Here is a 24,202-nt window from a genome sequence, read left to right as displayed (position 1 = left end):
ATACTTTATCGCATGACAAAAGCCTGTATGGTTAAAGCGAATTTGAAATGAGGGAATTAGCAGAAAGTGGAGTACTTCTATTTTTAAACAGGCAGTTTGGACATTAGGGGTGATTGTTCCATCGGATTTAGGCTGCCAACTAGGTGTCCATTTTCTTTACTTGGAATTCGCTAACAAGTTGCCTTGCTCTTCTGCCAATGCTTTAAGACCTTCGATCCGATCAGAGTCGTAAAGTTTCAGTGCTTTAGTCAATTGACTAGCAGCTATACCGAAGTTTTGCTCATTGAAATGAGAGATTGCATCATTGTAGTATTGCAAGCCTGCCAATTGCCTAAGGTTTACTTGTCTAAAAATGGAATTGTCTGACAGATCAGCTTTTGGCGCACCCAATCGTCGGTTTAGAGATTTGAGCTGGATAGAATCATCAGCTTTATATCCTTCCAAATAAGATGCTACCTCTGACGGAGTGGTGATCATACCACCAATTGGTAGTGTGCTTTCCAAAATTATTTCATTTCCTTCAAAATTTACCACGATGAACACATGGTAATCTGTTTCCACTACTTTATAATCAAACTCATACCGATCCAAAAGCAAGGCTAGAGCACCTGAAGCACTTACACAATCAAACTTACCTTCCTGAAGCATTTCATTGAATGTGGAATGTTGTTGGTAAGTTTTGAATAACTGCTGATGTGATTTCTGGAAGACCTGACGAAGCACATTGAGGTGTGTTCCTTTTTTGTCGAATTTCTGATCCAATTCCGCAACTAAATCATTCCATATCTGATCAGATATAGACTTCTCTGCTTGAACAGCTCTAAAAAGCAGATATGGATTTTCTTGACCGGTCTCCCAAAGCTCCTTTTCCGAGTAGCTGTCAAACCGCAAATCTCCAAAAACATCCTGAGCTATGGCTAGCAAGCCAAAACCAAAAATCAGGAAATATGTGAGAAGTGCTTTTTTCAACTTGGATGAAGCTAATGTTACTAAACTTACGAAGTGGGTTACGTAAAGTTAACAATTTGGTAACATTAGAAAAGTTTCAATCCAAAACTTAACATTGGCGATACGAAGGTGAATATTTTCTGTCGCAGTTCAGGAGAATTGACCTTAATCGAGCCAGTCTCCAGACTTATGCCTGACTTTTTGCAATCTTCAGACTGCTAAACTTTATATACGAATAGAAATGTTTGGATTTGCGCTTTAAGTATAAGTGAACCTTCTGAGACTGTTTATTGAGACTGATCACTAATTAGACTCTCAATAGCCTCTTTCACCAAATCCATTTCAAAGCCTCGTGTCATCAGGTATTGGGTCACTTTGTACTTTTTCTTAAAAGAATCTGACTCGTGGGTGCTTTCCCACTTTTTCTCAGTTTGAGTCAAAAGGGTGTCGTAATATTCTTCTGGATCGATCTCGGAAAGTCCTTTTCTAATTAGTTCTTCAGAAAACTCCTTCATTTTGAGCTCCATTCTGATTCGGTTTCTTCCCCATTTTTTCAATCTAAACTTGCCTCTAGCAAAAGCCCGTGCATATCGCTCCTCATTTACAAATTCTTCAGCGATCAATTCAGTGATCAACTGCTCAGCCTTTTCATCGATGATCCCCTTTTCGTAAAGTTTACGCCGGATTTCCCAAGGACAGCGTTCCTGATAAGCACAGAAAGTTGTGAGCTTCTCAAAAGCTTCTTCCTGCGACCAGGAGTTTTTTCCCGACTCATTTGCCTTATATTTTCCCCAACTGGACATTTTCCGTAATTTTAAACCAAATTAGAGTGAATCCCTTTTTTATCAAACCTTATTAAATTTTCAAAACTCATTATGCGTAAGAAAATCGTAGCCGGCAACTGGAAAATGAACATGACCTTCGATGAAGGTCAGACCCTAACTTCCGAAATATTGAATATGATGAAGGACGAGCATTCTGGCGATGCTATCGCAGTGCTTAATCCTCCTTTCCCACATATCTATCCTGTTAAGAAATTGATAGGAGAAGCAAAAGGGGTATTTATTGGAGCTCAAAACTGCTCTGACAAAGAATCTGGTGCATATACAGGGGAAGTTTCTACAAAGATTCTTGCTTCTTTCGGTGTGCAGTATGTGATCATCGGTCACAGTGAGCGTCGTGAATATTTCAAAGAGAGCAACGAAATGCTTGCTGCTAAGGTGAAATTGGCGCTTGCGGAAGGATTAATTCCAATCTTTTGCTGTGGTGAATCTCTTGAGATCAGAACTTCAGGAACGCATGAGCCAAATGTAAAATTTCAATTGACAGAAGGTCTTTTTGACTTGAGTCCTGAGGATTTTTCTAAAATCGTTATTGCTTATGAGCCAATCTGGGCGATCGGTACTGGCAAGACTGCAAGCTCTGAGGAAGCTCAGGACATGCATGCGGCTTTGAGAAGACACATAGCGTCCAAATATGGCAAAGACATCGCTGAAAACACGTCTATCCTTTACGGTGGCAGCTGCAATCCAAAGAATGCACAGGAGCTTTTTGGTAAGCCTGACGTGGACGGCGGATTGATAGGCGGAGCCTCCTTGAAGTCTCGTGATTTCGTTGATATTATTAAATCATTTTAATATAAAATGGATTACCTGGAGTTTAAAATCAAATGCCTGGAGCAATTCCAGGAAATCCTTATTGCTGAATTATCTATGATAGGCTTTGATTCCTTCCTCGAAACTGAGGAAGGAATCGATGCTTATACGCTAGAGTCAGATTTTGATCGCAAGGCTTTTGATTCGGTGATAGCCCAGTATAAAGAAGCTGCTGAGATCACTATAGAGGAAGGCGTAATGCCTAAAGTTAACTGGAATGAAGAGTGGGAAAAGAACTATGACCCCATAGAAGTCGATGACCTCGTATATGTCAAAGCTTCTTTTCATCCAAGCAAACCCGGTTTTAAGCATGAAATTGTCATCAATCCTAAAATGTCTTTTGGAACTGGACATCATGCAACGACTTTTCAGATGCTTAGGCATCAAGGACAGATCGATCATCAAGGTAAACGAGTGCTTGATGTAGGTTCAGGTACAGGAATTCTAGCTGTAATGGCGCATCTGCTTGGGGCATCCGATGTCGAGGCTTTTGATATCGACGATTGGTGCGTAGAGAATGGCAATGAGAATTTTGATCTGAATGGCTTGACCACTAGAATGGGACTTGGTACGATCCGCGAAGTGCAACCTCAAGGTCAATTCGATATCGTTTTAGCTAACATCAATAAAAATATCCTTCTGGACGAGATGGCTATCTATGCTGAGTTGGTCAAAAATCATGGTTATTTATTGCTTAGTGGATTTTATACAGATGATATAAATGACCTCACCGAGCATGCAAAACCGCTAGGTATGGAGCTGATTTCTCAGCAAAGCAAGGATAATTGGGCAGCATTGATATTGAAGAAGGTTTGAAGAGATTTTAGACCTTAGACCTAGACAAGAGAAATACAACCTTATTCAGGTGCTGGAAGATATGATATTCAACTTCAATATGCTGGCTGTAAATCGTAAATCAATAATCGTAATTAGAGGTAGTTTAGGACATGCCATCAGAAACTGACAACTTTTACTTAAATAACTCTTAATCCTAAATGACCGAACTAATTATTTATGCTGTAGTTTTTGTTCTACTTATCGGACATTGTCTTTTTGCAGGGAAAATGTATCGTGCTGTACATGCGGATTCTAAACTTACGTTGCATGAGAAAAATGATTGGAAACTTAAGTCACTCATATTCCCATTCTATTTTTGGGGAAAGTATAAAGAGCTAAAAAGCTAATATTTTTGCCTTTACTTAAACTTTTAGGCTTATAAAGCCGATAATAGAACCAGTACTTTTAATTATTCATATCACAAGAATCTTAGTTTACTAAATTAGCTTCATGGAGTACCTCTGGAAACAAAAGCCTAAAACCTCACAACCGGCAATAGATCAGCTGAGCAAAGAAATCAATGTCAATCTGACATTGGCGAATATGCTGATTAATCGGGGGGTGGAGAGTTTTGAGCAAGCAAAGAGTTACTTCCGTCCCTCTCTGACTTCACTTCATGATCCTTTTCTGATGAAGGATATGACGGAAGCTGTGGAGAGAATTCAAGTTGCAATTGCCGCTGATGAGAAGATCATGGTCTATGGAGACTATGATGTAGATGGCACTACTGCAGTTTCTCTGATGTATGGTTTTCTAAAAACCTTCTATTCACCCGTTGTTTTTTATATTCCTGATCGTTACAAAGAAGGCTATGGTATCTCTGAAAAAGGAGTTCGTTTCGCTGCTGAAAATGGAATTAAACTAATTATAGCCCTCGATTGTGGGATTAAAGCCATAGAGAAAGTGGCTTTGGCAAAGGAGCTAGGAGTTGATTTTATTATTTGCGACCATCATACACCTGGCGAGGAACTGCCAGATGCTATAGCAGTTTTGGACGCTAAGCGTAAAGATTGCAACTATCCCTACAAGGAATTGAGTGGGGCTGGAGTTGGCTTTAAGTTGATACAGGCTATCGCGATAAAACGTGAAATAGACAGTTCACAGTTGGATGCGTACTTGGATCTAGTGGCAGTAAGTATCGCTGCGGATATTGTGCCGATCACTGGTGAGAACAGAATTCTCGCATATTACGGGCTTGATCGACTGAATAATACTCCACGACCAGGATTGAAAGCGTTGATGCTGAGCAGCAATTTGGAAAAGGATATCGGAATATCTGATGTGGTTTTCAAAATTGGACCGAGAATCAATGCTTCTGGGCGATTGGAGCATGCTAAAGCCTCAGTGGAATTATTGATATCTTCAGATTTGGAAGGTGCTATGGAGCGGGCTAAAGTTGTAGATGAAGTGAATGCCACGCGTAGGAATTTCGATGAAAACATCACTAAAGAAGCATTCGAGATGATAGCTTCTCGTGAAGAAATGGCAGAATGGAATTCTACGGTGCTTTTCAAAAACGATTGGCATAAAGGAGTAATTGGAATTGTGGCAAGTCGCTGTATAGAAAAATATTATAGGCCTACCATCATTCTGACAGAGTCCAACGGAAAAGCTACTGGAAGTGCAAGATCTGTGGTGGACTTTAATATCTACCAAGCCATAGAAGAATGTGCAGATCTACTTGATCAGTTCGGTGGGCACATGTACGCAGCTGGATTGACACTTCCTGTTGAGAATGTCCCAGCTTTTCAGGAGAAATTTGAGGCAGTGGTGAAAGGCAGAATTCAGGAAATTCATCGTAAGCCCGTGATAGAAGTTGATGATGAATTACTGTTAGATCAGATTAATTACAAGTTTTATAATATCTTGAAGCAGATGGCACCTTTTGGCCCTGGAAACACCGAGCCGGTATTTCGAATTGCGAATGTATATGCCGAAGATGTGACTGTGCTGAAGGACAAACATCTTAGGTTTAAAATCGTCCAAGACGGTCAGGTTACCACGCCTGTTTGCCTGGGATTTGGGATGGCAGATCGGGCAAAAGATCCTGATTTGACAACCGTAAATATGCTTCGTGGAAAAATGCGATTTGATATAGTCGCTGAAATGAGAGAAAATGTGTTTCGTGATAAAAGCAGTTTGCAACTTTACGTGAAAGACATAAAATTTGACTGATATGATTCTTCGAGCTGAGCATTTAGTAAAAATTTATAAGGGTCGCCGAGTGGTGAATGACATCTCAGTGGAGGTGAGCCAAGGTGAGATCGTAGGTCTTCTGGGCCCAAACGGAGCTGGAAAAACTACGTCATTTTATATGATCGTAGGGTTGATTCAGCCTAATGAAGGCAAGATTTTTTTAGAGAAAGAAGATATCACCAGTCGCCCGATGTATAAAAGAGCACAGGCTGGCATTGGATATTTGGCTCAAGAAGCTTCTGTTTTCAGGAAGCTTTCGGTAGAGGAAAACATTATGGCTGTGCTGGAAATGACGAAAATGCCTAAGCAAGAGCGTAAGGAAAAAGTGGAGAGCTTGCTGGAAGAATTCAGTTTGACGCATGTCCGAAAAAATCTTGGAATGGTGCTTTCTGGAGGAGAAAGAAGAAGAACTGAGATAGCTAGAGCCTTAGCCGTAGATCCTAAATTTGTACTACTAGATGAGCCTTTTGCAGGAGTTGATCCAATTGCTGTGGAGGAAATTCAAGGTATAGTAGCCAAGCTAAAAACCAAAAATATTGGCATTTTAATAACTGATCACAATGTGAACGAAACGCTTTCGATTACCGATCGAGCCTATTTGATGTTTGAAGGTAAACTATTAAAAGCAGGAACTGCTGAAGAGCTTGCAGCTGATGAGCAAGTGAGAAAAGTCTATTTAGGTGCTAATTTTGAATTGAAACGAAAAGTTTTTAATTAATGGCAGTTCTGAACTCCTTTATGACCTGGATCTTCAAGAACCGTGTGGGTCAGATTGATAATTTCAAGCAAAACCCGATAGCTGTTCAAGAGACTATTTTTAAGGAATTAATTGAGGCGGGAAAGGAAACAAATTTCGGCAAAGAACATCGGTTCTCAGAAATTAACAACTATGCCGATTACACAAGCAGAGTTCCCATAAGAAACTATGACACATTCAAACCTTTCATTGACCAAGCGATGGAAGGAAATGATAATGTTATCTGGAATACGGAAATAGAGTGGTTTGCTAAATCCTCTGGAACGACCGCTAGCCGTAGTAAATATATTCCCGTAACGCATGAAAGCTTGGAAGAATGCCACTACAAGGGAGGCAAGGATATGGTTGCGCTATACATGGCTAATTATCCTGATTCCAGAATGTTTGCAGGAAAAACCCTAACCATAGGGGGGACACTAGAAAATAATCCGCTAAATCCATTGGGGCATGCCAGAGCGGGAGATATTTCTGCAGTCATCATGGAGAATTTACCTTTTTGGGCTTCCTTAGTCAGAACTCCTTCCAAGGAAACTGCGCTGATGGGAGAGTGGGAAGCTAAGATAGAGAAGATGGCTCGTGAGACCATGGACGAGGATGTCACCTGCATGGCAGGAGTTCCTACCTGGACTATTGTCCTTTTGCAAAAAGTATTGGAATTAAAAAAAGCTAAGAACATTACGGAAGTTTGGCCTAATCTGGAGATTTTCTTCCATGGAGCGGTTGCTTTTGGACCCTATAGAAGTCTTTTCCAGGAACTTATTCCTTCAGAGAAAATGCGTTACATGGAGACATATAATGCTTCAGAAGGGTTTTTTGGCATTCAGGATCAAAAGAATTCAGATGAGTTACTGCTTTTGCTGGACTATGGGATCTTCTATGAGTTTATTTCTATGGAAGAATGGGATAATGAAAATCCAGCAGTGATTCCTTTGTCTCAAGTGGAAATAGATAAAAATTATGCATTGGTGATCACTACTAATGGAGGGCTATGGAGATACAAAATTGGTGATACGGTGAAATTCACTTCTACTGCACCTTATCGATTTAAAATATCTGGGAGGACTAAGCACTTTATTAATGCCTTTGGTGAAGAAGTGATCGTGGAAAATGCAGAAAAAGCTGTTCAATATGCTGCGGAGCGTACTCATGCGACTATAGCTAATTTTACTGCAGCTCCTGTTTATTTTGGAGGATCTGGATCGAAAGGGGCGCATGAGTGGATCATAGAATTTCAAAAAAGCCCCTATGATCCCAAAGAATTTAATAAGCTTCTAGACGAGCATTTACGTGAAATAAATTCAGATTATGATGCGAAGCGTCATAAGGGATTGGCATTAATAGAACCGATTATCCATCATGTGCCAAGTGGAGTTTTTGAAAGTTGGATGAGAAAAAGAGGCAAATTAGGTGGCCAGCACAAAGTGCCAAGGCTATCCAATTCTAGAGAATATGTGGAAGAGATTTTGGGGATTATCCAAAATGCGGAAGCCTAAATTTAGGAAACGAAAACACTAGTAACACAGAAGCCCGACGATTCATCGTCGGGCTTCTGTGTTACATTACATTTGAGATTAAACTTCCAGTCCTTTATCTCGCATCTTTTTAAACTCGTCGAATCTTCTGAAGATTGCAACGGTGAAACCAATCAGCATGACAATAGTACCTATCCAAAGTACGTTGATGTAAGGCTTAACTATAGCTTTCATTACCACGTAGTCTTTTTGGTATTGGTTGACCTTGAATACAAACTTGTTTTGATCAGGCAGTATGTTCTCTAAGCTTATTTTAAGACCCAATTCATGGTCAATCACCGGCATTTTACCCACTTGATTGTTACGGATAATAAAAGTTGGCTGAAGCAACTTCTCCACATCGTAATCAAGGATTCTGAGGTTTGCTCTTACCGCTACATCACCTTCCTGCAGTATATAGCCATCTAGTTCCTGAAGAACGTCTGCTCCGTCAAAGTAGGTGATATAATCTGCGACATGGAATTGCTCACCTGGAGCGACTTCATAGGTTTCATCTTCTTTCCAATCCGGATCTTCAGAGTCATTCATCGCTGCTACGTAAGTATAGAGATCTCTGTCAATAAATATCCTAGAAGCTGGAGAAGAGATTAATCCGCCCATGCCTTCATTGAACTGAGACATTGGACTTAATGAAAACTTAAGAACTTCATTTTGATAATATTCTATCTGGAAGTAATCATTCTCTTCCAACACTATATCGACTTTGTCGCCTTTCTTGAAGTGATCTTTGTAATCTTCCAAAGCCAGAGCTTCATTTATTTTTCCTGTAGGTTCTAAAATCGTAGCAGGGACATACTCAGATATACCTTTCACTTTTTTCTGACGACCACGGTAGATTACCGTGTAGTCTTTCATCTGTGTTGGCTTATTGATCCAAAGAAGTACATGCTCTTTGTTAAGTTCATCTTCCCAGCTATTGCTGTAGGTCAAGCCGGACATATTAATAGAAATTGTGTCTGAATAGCCTGAACTGAACATGATACCGATGAGAATCATGCCCAACCCGATGTGTGCTAAAGAGCCACCTGCAAGTTTGAAGCTTGATTTTTTCAATATCTTGAATAAAATCACCGAGTTGGCGGTGATCGTGAATGCACCCGCTAGAACTACAATAATGTATTTCCAGTCATAAACTTTGGCTAGTACAATAATCGCTGCCGAAATAAGAAGGGAAATAATATATGGAGTCAAAAGAGCATCTTTCAATGCTTTTTTGTCCATTTTCTGCCACCAGAAGAACTGGCCTACAGCTGTAAGCATGGCCAAAGCCACAGCAAACCAAAGCTGGAATCTGGTATAAAACTCAACCTGATCCGCGGGAGGAGCCATATTTGATATTCCTCCAAAGCTTTCAACCATGGCATTCCATGCAGGAATAGAAGTAGGTAGGATTACCTGAAAAGCCATCAATGAGAGTGTAGTCGCTCCGATGAAAACCCAGAATTCTCGGGAATAGACTGAAGCTTCTCTCTCTGAGGTAGGAATGTTTTTCCATTCTTTCACGCAGAGGACGACAGCTACCGCAAGGAAGAAAAGCATATAGATCAGAAGCTGTCCCGAAAGACCAAGATCTGTAAATGAATGCACTGAAGCATCTCCAAGCACGCCAGATCTCACCAAAAAAGTCGCATAAAGGACTAAGATGAAAGTCATGATCACTAAAATAATGGAGGTCTTCAAAGCAGTAGCACTTTTCTTAAAAGTGATCATGCAGTGAATTGCGGCCACGAGTATCAGCCAAGGGACATACACCGCATTTTCCACAGGATCCCAGTTCCAATATCCGCCAAAGTTCAGCGTAACATAGGCCCAATAAGCTCCCATGATAATTCCCATCCCTAGGATCATAGCGGAGAAAATAGCCCAAGGCAAAGCTGGACGAATCCACTCTGAGTATTTTTTGGTCACCAGACCGCCCATCAAGAACGCGAAGGGAACCAAGGTAGATGCGTACCCTAAGAACAAGGTAGGAGGGTGAATCACCATCCAGATGTTTTGCAAAAGAGGATTCAGACCTGTACCATCTTCAGGAACAAAGTTGGGGTTCATCTGGAAAATCGGTGCACTTGTAGCTTCTCTTAGCAGAATGAACGGTGAACTACCAATTTTTAAATCTCCAATTACCACGCCCAATATCATAGAAACCAAGAATGCCTGTACGAGTGCAAACACAATCATCACTGGAGCTTCCCAAAACTTGTTGGTGAAAATCAAAATTGTTCCCAACACCACATTCCAGAAAATCCACAGGATAAATGCACCTTCTTGGCCTTCCCAGAAGCTGGAAATCATGTAATGGACTGGCAGGGCTTTCGAACTGTGGGAGTAAGCGTAAAAATATTCGAAGCGGTGATTGTAGATTAATTCAAAAAGTGACACTGCTATCATTACAGCAGAAATACCGTGAACGGCAAAACTGATTCTACTGAATCTTCTCCAATTAGCTTTGTCTATTTCGTTTGCTCGGAAATATTGAATGTATGCGTATGCGGTAGTCAGTGCGCTGACAAAGGCCACGATAGTCATCATGTGGCCAAGATTACCGATAAAGGTATTGATCATGGTTTTTTTATTCTAACTAGACTTAACTCAAATACCTGCCGCCTGTACTTCTGTTTCTTGGTATTTGGAAGGGCATTTCATCAGAATTTTATCGGCTATGAAGATTTCATCATTTTTGTAAGAGCCTATTACAACTACCGATTCTGAACGGGTAAAATCTGCTGGAATTGGTTCATTGTAAAAAACTTGTTGCTCTACGCCATCATTGTCTACCAGCATAAAGGTGAAAGAAACCTTGTCTTCTCTGACATTGATGCCTGTAACCTCTCCTGATTGATCTTTTTGCAATTGTCCAACTACGTGAATCGCTTTGTCGTCTCCATTATGCTTCATTTCTTTAGCTGTAGTGAAGCTTTCATAGCTACTTGCATCACCGATGGAAGTCATTATGATTACTATTGCTATTGCAATAATTCCTAGTCCGAATAGATGTCCTCTTTTCATGTGTTTATAAAGTTTTTAAACGGTCACATGGAATCTCGCATGGCAGATAATCATTTAAGTAATTGACATTCTGCGGTACGCTTGATTTCATGTGTTCTGAATGGTTAGGAGTGAAGATTTTTTTCAAGTTTGCTGATCTTACGATCAGTACTGATTAAGTAACCGGTGATACCAATGAATATGATTAGTATCACACCCACCAAAACGTATATCTTACCGTCCCCGCGCATCACATCAGCCATTTCCACTGAGCTATTGGTATAGTCAGCTTCGGTGACTGGTGTTTTCTCTTGTGCCAAAGCAGAAAGACTGAAAACCAAAAGTACTATTGTAAGTAATTTCTTCATTTATCAAGAATTAATCATTCGATCTTCAATTGTTCTCTCCACCCTACGCATTCTGACCCGAACAGTTGCGATCCAAACTCCCAAAAGAGTCCATCCAATAATGGCTGGGTAGAAAACTGCACGAAGTTTAGAATCCAAATCGTAGGCGTTAAAGCCAGGATTTCCACCATTTCCAGGGTGTAAACTGTCTGTTAATCTAGGCAATACAAAGATAAGAGGAATAAAAGCTGCGAATGCGAAAATGTTATAAATAGCTCCGATTCGGGCTCTTTGTTGAGAATCCATCAAAGAATTTCTTAGAATTAAATAAGCAAAATACATCAGGATTCCGATGGCTGATGCATTCTGCTTTGGGTCGCCACTCCAATAATCTCCCCAAGTGTATTTGGCCCAAAGCATACCAGTGACAATTCCTAGCACACCAAAAAGTATTGCCGAATTGGTGAATTCTATAGCCAAATCATCATTTCGGAGATCATTTGTTCGGAGATATTTGATGCTAAAGTACACAGCCATCACTAGCATCAGGATCATTCCGAACCACATAGTCACATGGAAGTGAAGTGCTCGAATGGTTTCGTTGAGAATTGGAAGCCGAGGCGCTTCCATCAGCAGGCCTGCGATTATTGTGTAAAGCAGCAGGGCGATTGCAAGAATTTTCCACCAGGATTGGCGCATAGGTTATCTTTGCTAATTCAAGCGCAAAAATACGTCATAAGTTCTTGATAACGGCACTTTTTGTTAAGTCTTTTGAGGGGATGTAGGATATTGGATTTACGATTTACGAGATCTACAGAACTTCAGCACCAATTATCGATTATTTACCAAAGGACCAATAGTTTTAAATGGCATTTTGAAATGAGAACCTGATAAGTATAATGTGTATATTTGGTAAAACCATACACATTATGAGGACAAATATTGAAATTGACGAAAAGCTAATGGAGGAAGCGATGAAAGCTTCTGGCCTAACTACAAAGAAGGCAACTGTGGAAGAAGGATTACGGTTAATTCTTACTTTGAAAAAGCAGAAACAAATCAAGGAGTTTCGTGGAAAAATGAAGTGGGAAGGTGATTTGGATAAAATGAGGACCGATTCATGATCCTTGTTGATTCATCAGTCTGGATAGATTATTTCAACGGACGGGAGAATGTACAAACAGATTTTTTAGATAGGTCACTTGGAACGGAAATTATCTGCACGGGCGATTTGATTATGACTGAGGTTCTCCAGGGTTTTACTTCTGATAAAAGCTTTTCAGAAGCATTAGATATTTTTGAAGACCTGCATTTCTTCCATTTTGGAGGAAAAGAGTTAGCGGTTACCACGGCACATAATTTCAGATTTTTAAGGAAAAAAGGAGTTACAATCCGCAAAACAATTGATTCTGTCATTGCTACCTTTTGTATAAAAAACGAAATTGAGCTTTTACACAATGACAAAGATTTTGAACCCTTTGTTTTTCATTTAAAATTGAAATCAATCTTCTGATTTACCACCTTGGGAAAATCAATTTAAGCTTTCTTTGGATTTGGCTTAGTGTGTCATGTTTAGAATCTTTCACTTTTGAATTCCGAATGATGAACACAGAATTTCGGATAAGGAAGACTATGATCGCCACAAATAAGGAAACAAAATATATCCAGTCACGGCGACTATGGCATTGATCGCTAAAAGTGTCAACAGTTTATCTGCACTAACGCTCCAATCCAGTCCATCCATTGCGTTTTTTGAGATACGTATTGCCATCAATAAGATAGGGATAATCACAGGAAAGCTCAGAATAGCCATCAGAGTCGCATTATTTCCTGCTTTGGAAGCTATTGCGCTGACCATGGTCAAACTTGCCGAAAAACCCATCGCTCCCAAGACCAGATTCAGGATAAACAAACCTTGATCTTGGATGGGATTTCCCAGAATCACTGAAAAAACTCCATAGCCTAAAAGTGCTAAAATAAGTGTCAGTCCAGTATTATAAATGATCTTCGAAAGGATAATCGCCTCGGGCGAAGCAATCATGTAATAGTAGAGTTGGCGACCTTGATGCTCTTGGACGAAGCTTTTTGCTACCGCATTCACTGCCGAGAAAAGAATGATGATCCAATAAAGTGCATTCCAAGTTGGTGCAGATATGTTTCCCTGCTTTGCGCCAACACTTAAATAGGTGATGAAGACTGCCGAAACCACGTAAAGCAAAATCCCATTCAAGGCGAATTTCTGTCGCCACTCAAGGGTGACTTCCTTGCTAATCAGAACCGAGATCTCTTTCCACATCACCCAAAGGTAAGTCAGAAGTATGAAGTGAGAAATCTGAAACCAAGAAATTTCAGATTTCTCACTTTTGATTTTTGACTTTTATTCCTGCCAAATTGACACCATAACTCCTTTGGAACAACAGTTGCAATTCTGTGCCCGACAAACAAGTGTTTAACTAAACTAATTTATAGCCATGCAGGAAAAAGGCACGATCTCGATCCATACCGAGAACATTTTCCCGATTATCAAGAAGTTTCTCTATTCTGATAACGAGATTTTTCTAAGAGAACTTGTTTCTAACGCAGTCGATGCGACTCAAAAAATCAAGCGTTTAGCGACATTAGGTCAGTATACTGGCGAACTTGGTGACACTGCGGTGGAAGTAAGTTTTGATGCTGAAAAGAAAACCATCACCATCTCTGACCGCGGTCTAGGTATGACTGCTGAGGAAATCAAAAAGTACATCAATCAGGTGGCATTCTCAGGAGCTGAGGAATTCGTAGAAAAATTTAAAGATGCGAAAGATGCCAATGAGATCATCGGTAAGTTCGGCCTTGGTTTCTACTCGGCTTTCATGGTCGCTGACACCGTAGAAATCAACACACTTTCATATCAAGAAGGAGCTGAGTCTGCCAAATGGACTTGTGACGGTTCTACTTCTTTTGAAATCACTGAAGGAACTAGACAGGAGCGTGGAACGGAAATTACTCTTCATATCAACAAAGATTCTGAAGAATTCCTCGACAAGTGGAAGCTTCAGGGAATCCTTGACAAATACGCAAAATTCCTTCCTGTACCGATTAAATTTGGTACAAAAACCGAATCAATAGAAGATGGAGTTGATGAGAAAGATGAGAAAAAATGGAAGTCTGTAGAAGTTGACAATTTCATCAACACGACTGCTCCGATCTGGACGAAGTCTCCAAGTGACTTGACAGATGAGGACTACTTGAAGTTCTACAAAGAACTTTATCCAATGTCTGAGGATCCTCTTTTCTGGATTCACCTTAACGTGGATTATCCCTTCAACTTGACGGGAGTTCTGTATTTCCCAAAGGTGAAAAACGAATTCGAACTTCAGCGAAATAAGATCAAGCTTTATAGCCGTCAGGTATTTATCACGGATGAGGTAAAAGATATCGTTCCTGAGTTTCTGATGTTACTTCATGGAGTGATTGATTCTCCAGATATTCCTCTCAATGTGTCTAGAAGCTTCTTGCAGGCGGATGGAAATGTGAAGAAAATCAATTCGTACATCACTAAAAAGGTAGCGGATAAGCTTGGTGAGTTGTACAAAAAAGACAGAAAAGCCTACGAAGAAAAGTGGGATGATATCGGGCTTTTCGTGAAATACGGAATGATCTCTGAAGATAAATTCTACGAGAAAGGAAAAGACTTTGCCTTGTTAAAAAATACAACTGGCGAGTATTTCACGATCGAAGAATATCAGTCTAAAGTAAAGCCAACCCAAACAGACAAGAATGACCAAGCGGTAATCCTGTATGCGACGGATTTGGAAAAGCAGGATGGCTTTATCCAATCTGCCAATAATAAAGGATACGATGTCTTGGTGATGAATTCACCGATTGACAGTCACTTTATCCAAAACTTGGAATCTAAGCTGGAGAAAACTCAGCTGAAACGTGTGGATGCGGATGTAGCGGAGAAGTTGATCCAGAAGGATGAAACTTACGCGAACTTGTTGACTGAAGATCAGAGCAAGGAAGTGAAGGAAATCTTTGACAAAGCGATCAACAACAAAACTTATACGGTAGAAGTGGAAGGTTTAAGTCCCGAAGAACTTCCGGTGACGATCACTATGGAGGAATTCATGCGCAGAATGAAGGAAATGGCTGCAACTGGCGGCGGAGGAATGGGCTTCTACGGTTCACTTCCTGATGCTTACAAAGTAGCAATCAACGGTAATCACCCTGCGGTGGACAAAGTCCTGAAAGCAGCAACCGAAGAAGAAAAGATCAAAATAGCTAAACAGTCATTTGATCTGGCACTTCTTTCTCAAGGTTTGCTAACAGGAAAAGACCTGACGGCATTTGTAAAGAGAAGTGTGGAATTGCTTTAATTAAATGTGATTCATTGTAAATATTAAAACGGGTATGGTTTCATACCCGTTTTTTTTGTCATTTTTATTAAACCCTACTTCTGTACTAGGGTATTCCTTCAAAAAGGGTATTTTTGTCTATGCTTTCTAAAAAGACAAAATACGCCTTACATGCCCTGACTTACCTAGGTAAGCATAAAGATCAAAAGACGGTGCTGATCCAGGAGATTTCCGAAGAGCATGGGATTTCTCATAAATTCTTGGAGAACATCTTACTTGAACTGAAAAAAGCAGGAATGCTAGGAAGCAAAAAGGGAAAAGGTGGAGGGTATTACCTGATCAAAGAACCCAAAGATATTCCTCTTTCCAGAGTGATCCGATTGTTAGACGGACCGATAGCTATGCTTCCCTGTGTGAGTTTGAATTACTACGAACCTTGCGATGAATGTAAAAATGAGGCTGTTTGTGGCTTAAATAGAGTTATGATTCAGGTGAGAGACGAAACTCTTAAAATACTGGAAAACAAGACGTTAGAAGATATTTTGAACGAAGAGTAAAATTTTTTTTCCATAAACCCTATATAATTTATAGGGTTTATATACTTTTGTGTATTACTCTCGTAAAAACCTAGTATGATTTTAGACCAGCCACTCAAAAAGCTTTTCACTAGCAAGTCCGGAAGAGACAGCAATGCGAAAAGCTTACTTAAATCAATTTCCTGGAGAATTGTTGGGACAATTGACACGATTATAATTTCCTATTTTATTACGGGCGAGTTGGTGATGGCTCTTTCCATCGGATCTGTAGAAGTTTTCTCCAAGATCATTCTGTATTATTTCCACGAGAGAGCATGGGAAAGCACTCCAAAAGTACAAGCCAATGACACTCAGAAAGAATATGCATGAACTGGAAGCTCAGCTAACTCAGCTTAGTGCGCAGGAAGGGCTGGCTTTTGTGGCTGACTTATTTTCTGGAAAAGTGACTTTTTCTACTTCTCTAGGTCAGGAGGATCAAGTGATTACGCAGCTGATTGCTCATGCAAATCTGCCTGTCTCTATATTTTCCTTGGATACGGGAAGGCTTTTTCCAGAGACTTTAGACTTGCTATCTAGAACTGAAGCTAAATACAAGCAAAGCATCAAAGTATATTATCCTACTACTGATTCTGTAGAGAATTTGGTCACCAAGATCGGAATCAACGGGTTTTATGACTCGGTTGACAATAGAAAGTCTTGCTGCTTTGTCCGCAAAGTCGAGCCGCTTCGAAGAGCGTTGGCAGGAAATGATGTTTGGGTGACTGGACTTCGCGCCGAGCAATCTGCGAATAGATCAGACATGAAGCGTATCGTTTGGGATGAGGCAAACCAAATCCTGAAATACAATCCTTTGATGGACTGGACATTCGATGATATGATTGCTTACATCAATGAAAAGAAAATTCCATACAATCCACTACATAATAAAGGCTTTATCAGTATCGGCTGTGCGCCTTGTACACGAGCGATTATGGAAGGCGAAGATGCCCGCGCCGGTCGCTGGTGGTGGGAAGAATCAAAAAAGGAGTGTGGCTTGCATGCGAAATGACCGATGTTTGATGTCCGATGCCGGGTGAGGGGCCTCACTTCGAAATTCATCATTTAACATTCATCATTCGAAATTAGAAAATTAGAATCATGACAGAAGACTTCTGTCAGTCTGAGCGAAGTCGAAGACAATTAAATAAGACATTAGAACTTCAACATTCATTATTCAGCATTTTACATTCGACATTAAAAGATTAATTAAGAATGACGAATACCGAATTACGAATAATGAAGTCCATTCGAAGACATAAATAGTAAAGAAATGAACAACCTATTAATACCTAATCCAAAAGAAGCAGAATCGATCCACATCATTCGTGAAGTGGCCGCGCAGTTTGAGCGTCCGGTTTTGCTTTTTTCTGGAGGAAAAGATTCTATCACATTAGTGAGATTGGCTCAAAAGGCTTTCTATCCAGCGAGAATCCCTTTCCCTTTACTGCACGTGGATACAGGTCACAATTTCCCTGAGACTATCGCTTTTAGAGACAAGCTTGTTGAAGAGCTTGGTTTGGAGTTGATCGTAAGAAATGTGCAGGATGCTATTGATCAGGGAAAAGTTCGTGAGGAGCGAGGAAGGTATTCAAGTAGAAACTCTCTTCAGACTACTACGCTTTTGGATGCGATCGAAGAATTCAAGTTCGATGCTTGTATAGGTGGAGCTAGAAGAGATGAGGAAAAAGCGAGAGCGAAAGAACGTGTATTCTCAGTACGAGATGATTTCGGTCAATGGGATGAGAAGAATCAGCGTCCGGAGCTGTTTGATATGCTGAATGGAAAAATTCATAATGGGCAAAATGTTCGTTGTTTCCCTATTTCTAACTGGACTGAATTGGATGTGTGGGAATATATCAAAACTGAAAATATTGAAATCCCTTCGATCTACTTTGCGCATGAGCGCGAGGTATTCCTTCGTGACGGGATGATCTGGACTGCCAATGAGCATGTGTTCCGTGAGGATCATGAAGAAGTGCAGGTGAAAATGGTTCGATTCAGAACTGTAGGTGACATGACCTGTACCGCAGCTGTATTCTCAGAAGCAGTATCGCTGGATGATGTAGTTGGAGAAATTCGAGATTCTTCAATTTCCGAACGAGGTGCGAGAATCGATGATAAGCGATCCGAAGCTGCAATGGAAACGAGAAAGAAAGTCGGGTACTTTTAGGATAATCGTTGACCCTTCGACTTCGCTCAGGGTGACACCTTGAAGGTTTTAGTGCTATGATAATTTTCGATTTCAGAATTACGATTTACGTGGCTTATCTGAACCTCCGTTGCTATCAACTTCGGTCTTCTGTCATCGGTCTTCCAGCCAAAATATAAATACTAAACTAAGGTTTATTACTTCAAAAGTATTTAGACCTAAAAATTACCAACATGTCTGAAAATAGAAAATTGATAAAAATCGCTACTGCAGGTTCTGTAGATGATGGCAAGAGCACGCTAATCGGGCGATTACTATACGATACTAAATCGCTGACAACTGATAAAATCGAAGCAATCGAGCGTAGCTCCAAGCAGCGTGGATACGATTACCTGGATTTCTCCTTGGCAACTGACGGCTTAGTGGCTGAGCGTGAGCAGGGAATTACCATTGATGTTGCACATATTTATTTCAATACTGAGAAGACCAACTTCATAGTAGCGGATACTCCAGGACATGTGGAGTACACGCGAAACATGGTGACTGGAGCTTCTACTTCTCAGGTTGCGATCATATTGATCGATGCTAGAAAAGGTGTGATCGAGCAGACTTACCGTCACTTTTTCATTGCCAATTTACTTCGAATCAGTCACGTGGTGGTAGCGATCAACAAGATGGATTTAGTAGATTATGAGGAAGATGTCTTTTTGAAAATCAAAGCTGATTTTGATGTCTTGGTTGCCAAATCAGATTTCTCAGAAGATCAAATCAACTATATACCAGTTTCTGCTTTGAAAGGTGAAAACATCGCCAGACAGTCAGATGAAATGCCATGGTATGTTGGAAACACACTATTAGATCATTTGGAAGTGTTGGAGCCAAAAGATTTGGAAGAAAGCACTGTTGCTAGATTTCCAGTTCAGTATGTAATTCGACCTAAGACAGAAGCTTGGCATGACTTCAGAGGTTTTTCGGGAATGCTCTATGGAGGCAATCTGAAGGTGGGTGACGAGGTAACGCTTTTGCCGTCCTTGAATACGTCCAAAATTAAAAGTATCCACTACTTCGATCAACAGATTCAAGAAGCTGAGCCAGGTAGTTCCATTGCGATCACTTTAGAAACTGAAGTTGATTTGAGCCGTGGAGATATGCTTGTAAAAAGTGGAGAATTACCTACAAGCGAAAAGAGATTGACAGCTACCATTTGTCAGGTAAATAATAAGCCGCTGAGAGTAGGTGGGAAATATATTTTGCAACATGGTGTAAACCGTGTAATGGCAAAAGTTGAACAGATTGAATCCAGAATTCATACGGATTTTACTGGCGTTGAGGACGCGGATCAGCTCAAAATGAATGATATCGGCAAAGTTCATTTTCGCTTAAATAAACCGATACATTATGATTCCTATCATTCCAATAAATCAAATGGAAGCTTTATCCTGATCGATGAAGCAGAGTTTGATACAGTAAGCGTAGGATTCATAGAATAATTACGATTTATGAATGACGATTTACGGCCTGATGGCTAGAACTGAGATTTCTTCAGATCTCGCAAATCGCTTATCGTAAACCGTAAATCATAATTTAAAAAAAACTTATTATCCCTATCGGGAATATAACCTATTAAGCCATGCAGAGTTTTAGAACCGAACTAGAAAATCCTATAGTAGAACAAGATATCATCGATTTAGAAAATAAAATTGCGCTTTTCAACGGTGGGAATATTGACGAAGAAAAATTCCGTAGCCTTCGTTTGGCGCGCGGTATTTACGGACAGCGTCAGCCAGGCGTTCAGATGATCCGAATCAAACTGCCTTATGGCCGTGTCTCTTCAGATCAACTTCGAAGAATCTGCAAAGTTTCAGATGAATATTCTACGGGAAGATTGCATATCACCACACGACAGGATATTCAGATTCACTACGTGAGTTTGGATCGCACGCCTGAACTTTGGGCGGAATTGGAGCGAGATGATGTCACGATCCGGGAGGCCTGCGGAAATACAGTGAGAAATGTCACTGCTTCAGAGACTGCCGGAATCGATCCAAATGAGCCATTTGACGTGACTCCTTATGCGGATGCCGTTTTCAAATACTTTTTGAGAAACCCGATCTCTCAGGAAATGGGCAGGAAATTCAAAATTTCCTTTTCCTCTTCTGATGAAGATACTGGATTGAGCTACTTACATGATTTGGGTTTCATCCCTAAAGTGAAAGTGATAGACGGTGTTGAAGTTCGTGGATTCAAAGTGATGCTTGGTGGAGGTTTAGGATCTCAGCCGCGTCATGCGGAATTGTATACTGACTTTATTCCTGCAGATCAGATTATACCTTTTGGCGAAGCAGTAATCCGAATTTTTGACCGCCATGGTGAGCGAGCAAAGCGCATGAAAGCTAGAATGAAGTTCTTGATCAAAGACATGGGCCTTGAAGCATTCTTAGAATTGGTGGAAAACGAGAAAAAGGCACTTCCGTTCAAGTCTTATCCTATCGATTTTGAAGCTTATGAAGCTGCGCAAAATCTTCCAGATGCTCCTGCTGCGAAAGTTGAAGAAGAGCTAGGGTTAGACTTTGAGAATTTCAAACTCACTAATATTCTGCCTCAAAAGCAAGATGGATATGTTTCTATTGGTGTTAGAGTAACCTTAGGTGATTTCTATACCGATCAGGCTAGGAAATTGGCAGATTTGGTGGAGAAATATGCAAGTGGAGAAGTTCGTTTTACACTTCGTCAAAACTTCCTAATTAGAGATGTTCGTGAGGATTTGATTCCCTTTTTCTACAAAGAACTGAAAGAAATTGGCTTGGCATCTGCCGGTTATAACTCCCTTGGAGATATCACGGCTTGCCCTGGTACAGACACCTGTAATCTCGGGATTGCCAGTTCTACCGGTATTGCAGCAGAATTAGAGAAAGTAATTCTTGCTGAGTATCCTCAATACCTGAAAAATCAGGAGTTGGTGATCAAGATTTCTGGCTGTATGAACGCCTGTGGTCAGCACAATATGGCACATATTGGTTTTCAGGGCATGTCCATGAAATCTGGAAAAGTTGTAATTCCTGCGCTTCAAGTGCTGCTTGGTGGAGGAAATATGGGTGATGGAAATGGCCGTTTTGCAGATAAAGTGACCAAGATACCTAGTAAACGAGGCCCTCAAGCATTGAGAGTTTTGCTGGATGATTTTGAAGAAAATGCCAACGGGCTTGATTTCTTGAGCTATTACGATGAAAAAGGGCAGATCTATTTCTATGAATTATTGAAGGAATTGGGTGATGCTTCTACCGTGACTCCTGCCGATTATGTGGATTGGGGAAATACTGAGGATTATAAAATCGCAGTCGGTGTGGGTGAATGTGCCGGTGTCGTATTAGACTTGGTTGCAACCTTGCTTTTGGAAGCAAAAGAGAAAATTGACATTGCGCAAAAATGCTTGGATGAGGGACGTTGGTCTGATAGTATATATCATCATTACGCCGGCTTGATCAATGCTGCTAAGGCGATTTTGCTTAGCGAGAGCTTGAGTGCCAACTCTTACGCTAACATTATCGCCCAGTTTGACGAAGCATTTGTGGCAAGTGGAAAGATTGATTTGGAAGGAACATTCGCAGAGAAAATCTATCAAATCAATCAGAACGAGCCAACTGTGGAATTTGCGAAAGCTTATGCAGAGCAAGCTTTGGAAATATATGGTAAGCTGAAAAGCTATAGAGAGGAGGAAGTGCTCGCATGAGAAATATAATTCAACCAAAAGTATCTCTGGTCGGTGCGGGACCGGGTGATCCAGAATTGATCACACTTAAGGCTGTGTTGGCGCTGAACAAAGCCGATGTGGTGTTGTACGATGCGCTGATAGATCCTGTTTTACTCGAGCATGCGCCAGATAGCGCCCTCAAAATCTTTGTAGGCAAACGGGTCGGGAAGCATTCTCAACCGCAGGAAGATACCAATCAACTTTGCGTCAGCTTGGCCAAAAAGCATGGGCATGTTGTTCGACTGAAAGGAGGAGATCCATTTGTTTTCGGACGAGGATCAGAAGAAATCGAATATATAGAAGCATTTGGTGTGGCGACAGAAATGATTCCTGGTATTACTTCGGCGATTGCAGTGCCTGCCTCGGCTGGGATTCCCGTGACGAAGCGAGGAGTTTCTGAGAGTTTCTGGGTAGTGACTGGTACGACTACAGCAGGGGAACTTTCCAAAGATTTAGCGTTGGCAGCCCAATCTACGGCTACTGTGGTGGTATTGATGGGTACGAGGAAATTAGAGGAGATTGCACAGGTTTATAGGAGGTTTGGAAAAGCTGACTTGCCCATTGCGATCATCCAAAGTGGCACTACCAATGAGGAAAAAATCACTGCTGGATTTATTGGAGACATTGTCCAAAAAGCTGAAGAAGCTAAAGTCGAAGCGCCTGCGATAATCATCATTGGTGAAGTAGTTCGCGAAAGTATAAAGCTTGCTGAAGTGTATCAGGAAGTAGTGAAGTATAACCTTTGATGTGCCTTATGTAACCGTTGAGGTTTTTTTAACCTCGAAGGTTTTTCTATAAGGATAGAATACAGTTTCCACAACTAAACAAAACCTTCGAGGCGATCCCGAAGTCTTCGACGTTCGGGATGACGCCTCAAAGGTTAACTATATAAATGAATCACCTATACCCAATTTTCTTAAAAGTTCACGAACTCAATGTGCTCCTGATCGGCGGAGGAAATGTGGGTACGGAGAAGTTACAATTTCTTCTAAAGTCAAGTCCTCAAGCGCAAGTTACAGCAGTTTCTAGGGAGTTCTCTCAAGACTTTTTGGAGCTGGCTTCCTCGACAGATACAGTGACTTTGATTGAGGATAGTTACGATGAAAAATACCTAGGTGGAAAGCATATCGTGATCGCTGCGACGGATGATAAGGCTGTCAATCGACAAATTCGAGATGAAGCCAAGGAGCGTTATCTCTTAGTAAATGTTGCTGATACACCTGACCTCTGTGATTTTTATCTAGGAGGAATCGTCACCAAAGGAAATCTTAAAATCGCCATCAGCACCAACGGAAAGTCCCCAACGGCGGCCAAGCGTATTCGGCAATTGCTGGAAGAAATACTTCCTGATGAATTTGATGACTTATTGGAAAATCTAAACTCCTATCGCGCTTCGCTAAAAGGTGACTTCGAATACAAAGTCAAAGCGATGAATGAGCTCACTGAAGGTTTAGTGAATGTGAGGAGTTAGAAGTCTACTTCTTGATGAATTTTTATCGAAAAATCCTCTTAGGTTCAGATAATGTGATTTTTATTTTTCGATCAAATTATTTTCATCAAGCTAGCAAAGTAGGGTCAAAGAAAAAAGCTTAAACCTCTTCTTCTGAAAGGGGCGAGACAGGTAGAAAAAACCTCTACTTACAACAAATCGGAATTAAAATCTAAAACAATAATTCACAATTAATTTTCAATCTCAATTGAATTTCGTGAATTCAATCTCATGCTCATCCATGAATGCACCAAACTGACAGTATGCGTCCTTACCCTCAAATCGATCCCTGATTGTAACGAGTAAATTTTCTGAATGTGGGTCTTTAACCTTAAGAACCCTCGCAAGATTGTTTACTTGAGAGGGTTTGATTTTATAAGAATACTCATAGTCTGCTCCACCTTTTTTTTTACCAAAATCACTTCCCTCAAAAATCAAATGATTCTCCTCATTGAAGAAAACCCGTATGACAATTTTGATAGTACTGGATTCGTACTGATAAAGGTATATTTCTGTAGGCATAAGAGTCAGGTTTAGATTTGGTGAAGGTAAAGACAAGTTTAAGTTTTTCTATCTTCCCCTTCTGTTCCAATAGAAGTCTTATTCTTGCAAACTCGTATAATCCGGCACTAATCATCAGACTT

Annotated in this window: 25 protein-coding genes; 17 read left to right on the top strand and 8 right to left on the bottom strand. The window is 40.6% G+C overall.

All coding sequences use genetic code 11. The annotated features are described in order from the left end of the window. Positions 1-156: 156 nt before the first annotated feature. Positions 157-969 (bottom strand): hypothetical protein, encoded by an 813-nt coding sequence (locus BVH02_RS04960; RefSeq protein ID WP_086499684.1) that lies wholly within the window; start codon positions 967-969, stop codon positions 157-159. Between the two features lie 266 nt (positions 970-1,235). Then, positions 1,236-1,751, bottom strand: coding sequence for a regulatory protein RecX (locus BVH02_RS04955; protein ID WP_086499683.1), 516 nt, complete (start codon positions 1,749-1,751; stop codon positions 1,236-1,238). 72 nt (positions 1,752-1,823) lie between these two features. On the opposite strand from BVH02_RS04955, the gene tpiA reads away from it, so the two are divergent. The 6 genes from tpiA to BVH02_RS04925 all read left to right on the top strand — a co-directional run bounded on the left by tpiA (position 1,824) and on the right by BVH02_RS04925 (position 7,886). Beyond that, positions 1,824-2,585, top strand: coding sequence for a triose-phosphate isomerase (gene tpiA / locus BVH02_RS04950; protein ID WP_086499682.1), 762 nt, complete (start codon positions 1,824-1,826; stop codon positions 2,583-2,585). A gap of 6 nt (positions 2,586-2,591) precedes the next feature. Beyond that, a complete protein-coding gene (gene prmA, locus BVH02_RS04945; protein ID WP_086499680.1) occupies positions 2,592-3,419 on the top strand; it encodes a 50S ribosomal protein L11 methyltransferase in 828 nt (275 codons plus the stop codon). Positions 3,420-3,598: 179 nt separating this feature from the next. Continuing rightward, positions 3,599-3,787, top strand: a complete 189-nt coding sequence (locus tag BVH02_RS04940) for a hypothetical protein (protein ID WP_086499678.1) — start codon at positions 3,599-3,601, stop codon at positions 3,785-3,787. A 103-nt stretch (positions 3,788-3,890) separates the two neighbouring features. Next, positions 3,891-5,615, top strand: a complete 1,725-nt coding sequence (gene recJ, locus BVH02_RS04935; RefSeq protein ID WP_086499676.1) for a single-stranded-DNA-specific exonuclease RecJ — start codon at positions 3,891-3,893, stop codon at positions 5,613-5,615. A gap of 1 nt (position 5,616) precedes the next feature. After that, positions 5,617-6,354, top strand: coding sequence for an LPS export ABC transporter ATP-binding protein (gene lptB / locus BVH02_RS04930; protein WP_086499672.1), 738 nt, complete (start codon positions 5,617-5,619; stop codon positions 6,352-6,354). Further along, a complete protein-coding gene (locus BVH02_RS04925) occupies positions 6,354-7,886 on the top strand; it encodes a GH3 auxin-responsive promoter family protein (protein WP_086499670.1) in 1,533 nt (510 codons plus the stop codon). The genes lptB and BVH02_RS04925 overlap by 1 nt, the downstream gene beginning before the upstream one ends. 78 nt (positions 7,887-7,964) lie before the next feature. Here the strand turns inward: BVH02_RS04925 and ccsA (BVH02_RS04920) are convergent, their stop codons facing one another. From ccsA (BVH02_RS04920) to ccsA (BVH02_RS04905), 4 genes are all read right to left on the bottom strand, one after another. Next, positions 7,965-10,487, bottom strand: coding sequence for a cytochrome c biogenesis protein CcsA (gene ccsA, locus BVH02_RS04920; protein WP_086499668.1), 2,523 nt, complete (start codon positions 10,485-10,487; stop codon positions 7,965-7,967). A gap of 27 nt (positions 10,488-10,514) precedes the next feature. Next, positions 10,515-10,931, bottom strand: coding sequence for a cytochrome c maturation protein CcmE domain-containing protein (locus BVH02_RS04915; RefSeq protein WP_086499666.1), 417 nt, complete (start codon positions 10,929-10,931; stop codon positions 10,515-10,517). Positions 10,932-11,035: 104 nt separating this feature from the next. Further along, on the bottom strand, positions 11,036-11,278 hold the full coding sequence (locus BVH02_RS04910; protein WP_191278313.1) for a CcmD family protein: 243 nt from the start codon (positions 11,276-11,278) through the stop codon (positions 11,036-11,038). Between the two features lie 3 nt (positions 11,279-11,281). Further along, positions 11,282-11,956, bottom strand: coding sequence for a cytochrome c biogenesis protein CcsA (gene ccsA, locus BVH02_RS04905; protein ID WP_086499664.1), 675 nt, complete (start codon positions 11,954-11,956; stop codon positions 11,282-11,284). Between the two features lie 230 nt (positions 11,957-12,186). Here ccsA (BVH02_RS04905) and BVH02_RS04900 point away from each other — a divergent pair, with 230 nt between their 5' ends. Both BVH02_RS04900 and vapC read left to right on the top strand, forming a co-directional pair. Beyond that, positions 12,187-12,381 (top strand): type II toxin-antitoxin system VapB family antitoxin, encoded by a 195-nt coding sequence (locus tag BVH02_RS04900; protein ID WP_086499916.1) that lies wholly within the window; start codon positions 12,187-12,189, stop codon positions 12,379-12,381. Further along, positions 12,378-12,770: a type II toxin-antitoxin system VapC family toxin gene (vapC, locus tag BVH02_RS04895; RefSeq protein WP_086499659.1), complete on the top strand. Its 393-nt coding sequence runs from the start codon at positions 12,378-12,380 to the stop codon at positions 12,768-12,770. The genes BVH02_RS04900 and vapC overlap by 4 nt, the downstream gene beginning before the upstream one ends. A gap of 117 nt (positions 12,771-12,887) precedes the next feature. Here the strand turns inward: vapC and BVH02_RS04890 are convergent, their stop codons facing one another. After that, the gene (locus tag BVH02_RS04890; protein WP_086499657.1) at positions 12,888-13,553 is read right to left on the bottom strand and encodes a heme exporter protein CcmB; all 666 of its coding nucleotides are present in this window, start codon (positions 13,551-13,553) and stop codon (positions 12,888-12,890) included. A gap of 175 nt (positions 13,554-13,728) precedes the next feature. Between BVH02_RS04890 and htpG the strand changes: the two genes are divergently transcribed. The 9 genes from htpG (at position 13,729) to BVH02_RS04845 (ending at position 23,540) form a co-directional block, all read left to right on the top strand. Then, positions 13,729-15,615 carry a molecular chaperone HtpG gene (gene htpG, locus BVH02_RS04885; protein WP_086499655.1) on the top strand — a complete coding sequence of 629 codons (1,887 nt, stop codon included), beginning with the start codon at positions 13,729-13,731 and terminating at the stop codon, positions 15,613-15,615. 119 nt (positions 15,616-15,734) lie between these two features. Further along, positions 15,735-16,151 carry an RrF2 family transcriptional regulator gene (locus BVH02_RS04880; RefSeq protein WP_086499653.1) on the top strand — a complete coding sequence of 139 codons (417 nt, stop codon included), beginning with the start codon at positions 15,735-15,737 and terminating at the stop codon, positions 16,149-16,151. Between the two features lie 75 nt (positions 16,152-16,226). Next, a complete protein-coding gene (locus BVH02_RS04875; RefSeq protein ID WP_086499647.1) occupies positions 16,227-16,499 on the top strand; it encodes a DUF2061 domain-containing protein in 273 nt (90 codons plus the stop codon). After that, positions 16,474-17,178 carry a phosphoadenylyl-sulfate reductase gene (locus BVH02_RS04870; protein WP_086499644.1) on the top strand — a complete coding sequence of 235 codons (705 nt, stop codon included), beginning with the start codon at positions 16,474-16,476 and terminating at the stop codon, positions 17,176-17,178. The genes BVH02_RS04875 and BVH02_RS04870 overlap by 26 nt, the downstream gene beginning before the upstream one ends. Before the next feature lie 261 nt (positions 17,179-17,439). Further along, positions 17,440-18,339, top strand: a complete 900-nt coding sequence (gene cysD, locus BVH02_RS04865; RefSeq protein WP_086499641.1) for a sulfate adenylyltransferase subunit CysD — start codon at positions 17,440-17,442, stop codon at positions 18,337-18,339. Between the two features lie 212 nt (positions 18,340-18,551). After that, entirely contained in the window at positions 18,552-19,808 is a 1,257-nt protein-coding gene (locus tag BVH02_RS04860; RefSeq protein ID WP_086499639.1) for a sulfate adenylyltransferase subunit 1, read from the top strand. A 140-nt stretch (positions 19,809-19,948) separates the two neighbouring features. Next, complete coding sequence (locus BVH02_RS04855) at positions 19,949-22,048, top strand: HEPN domain-containing protein (protein ID WP_086499637.1); 2,100 nt, start codon at positions 19,949-19,951, stop codon at positions 22,046-22,048. After that, positions 22,045-22,815: a uroporphyrinogen-III C-methyltransferase gene (gene cobA, locus BVH02_RS04850; RefSeq protein WP_086499634.1), complete on the top strand. Its 771-nt coding sequence runs from the start codon at positions 22,045-22,047 to the stop codon at positions 22,813-22,815. The genes BVH02_RS04855 and cobA overlap by 4 nt, the downstream gene beginning before the upstream one ends. Before the next feature lie 146 nt (positions 22,816-22,961). Further along, a complete protein-coding gene (locus BVH02_RS04845; protein WP_086499631.1) occupies positions 22,962-23,540 on the top strand; it encodes a precorrin-2 dehydrogenase/sirohydrochlorin ferrochelatase family protein in 579 nt (192 codons plus the stop codon). Positions 23,541-23,762: 222 nt separating this feature from the next. Here the strand turns inward: BVH02_RS04845 and BVH02_RS04840 are convergent, their stop codons facing one another. Next, positions 23,763-24,080 carry a hypothetical protein gene (locus BVH02_RS04840; protein WP_086499629.1) on the bottom strand — a complete coding sequence of 106 codons (318 nt, stop codon included), beginning with the start codon at positions 24,078-24,080 and terminating at the stop codon, positions 23,763-23,765. Between the last annotated feature and the right edge of the window lie 122 nt (positions 24,081-24,202).

It is taken from the genome of Algoriphagus ratkowskyi, assembly GCF_002150505.1.
Taxonomy (GTDB): Bacteria; Bacteroidota; Bacteroidia; order Cytophagales; family Cyclobacteriaceae; genus Algoriphagus; species Algoriphagus ratkowskyi.
The sequence above is the reverse complement of the archived record's forward strand: the minus strand, read 5'-3'. Positions and strand labels throughout refer to the sequence as shown.